The sequence below is a fragment of the Neisseria sp. P0021.S006 genome, assembly GCF_051956895.1.
This window is the reverse complement of sequence record NZ_JBQCWZ010000357.1, coordinates 1-1,428: the sequence shown is the minus strand read 5'-3', so window position 1 is coordinate 1,428 and position 1,428 is coordinate 1. Positions and strand designations below refer to the sequence as shown.

Annotated in this window: 1 protein-coding gene; it reads left to right on the top strand. The window is 49.4% G+C overall.

Going from position 1 to position 1,428, the window contains the following annotated elements; translation table 11 throughout:
- A partial coding sequence (secD, locus tag ACTHUM_RS14080) for a protein translocase subunit SecD (RefSeq protein WP_440403180.1) occupies nucleotides 1-1,428 on the top strand: 1,428 nt, incomplete at both ends.

Sequence of the window (1,428 nt, the reverse complement as noted above, 5' to 3'; positions counted from 1 at the left end):
ACCGTTATCCTTTATGGAAATACCTGCTGATTGCGTTCACGATTGTGGTTGCGGCTGTTTACTCGCTGCCCAACCTTTTCGGTGAAACGCCTGCCGTACAGGTATCGACCAACCGACAAGCCATCGTGATCAACGATCAAACCCAGTCTAAAGTGTCTTCTGCGTTACAAAGCGCAGGTATTCAGACTGATGGTATGTTCATTGTCGATAATTCGCTGAAAGTGCGTTTTAAAGATACTGAAACGCAATTAAAAGCGCGTGATGTCATCGAAAACACTTTGGGCGAAGGCTATATTACCGCGCTCAACCTTTTGGCGGACAGTCCTGAGTGGATGGCGAAAATTAAAGCCAATCCGATGTTCTTGGGTCTGGACTTGCGCGGCGGTGTGCATTTCACCATGCAGGTGGACATGAAAGCCGCGATGCAGAAAACGTTTGAACGTTACGCCGGCGACATCCGCCGCGAATTGCGTCGCGAAAAAATCCGTACCGGTACGGTGCATCAGGCTGAAAATGGTCTGACTGTGCCTCTGCAAGATGCTGCCGATGTACAAAAGGCTTTGCCTCAGTTGCAAAAGATGTTCCCTGAAGCCACTTTGCTTGCAGACGGCAACAATATCGTGCTGACTCTGTCTGAAGAGGCGATCAATAAAGTACGTTCTGATGCGGTAAAACAAAACATCAACACTTTGCACAACCGTGTGAACGAATTGGGTGTGGCAGAACCGGTTATCCAACAATCCGGTCTTGACCGCATTGTTGTACAGCTGCCGGGCGTGCAAGATACTGCCAAAGCCAAAGACATTATCGGTCGTACCGCGACTTTGGAAGTGCGTATGGTGGAAGACGATCCGATTAAACTTCAAGAAGCCTTAAACGGTAATGTACCGACTGGTTATGAGTTACTGTCAAGCGGTGGCGATCATCCGGAAACTATTTTGGTCAACAAACAAGTTGAATTGACCGGCGACAACATCAACGACGCGCAACCTAGCTTTGACCAAATGGGTGCGCCTGCCGTGAGCCTGAGCTTGGACAGCGCAGGTGGCAGCATTTTTGGCGAATTGACTTCGGCCAATGTGGGTAAACGTATGGCTATGGTGTTGATCGACCAAGGTAAATCCGAAGTCGTGACTGCGCCTGTCATCCGCTCCGCCATTACCGGTGGCCGTGTGGAGATTTCCGGCAGCATGACAACTGCCGAAGCCAACGATACTTCATTGTTGCTGCGTGCCGGCTCGCTGGCTGCGCCTATGCAAATTGTCGAAGAACGTACCATCGGCCCGTCTTTGGGTAAAGAAAACATTGAAAAAGGTTTCAATTCCACCTTGTGGGGCTTTGCCGCTGTTGCTGCATTCATGGTGATTTACTATCGCTTGATGGGTTTCTTCTCTACCATTGCCTTGAGTACCAATATCTTGTTTTTGG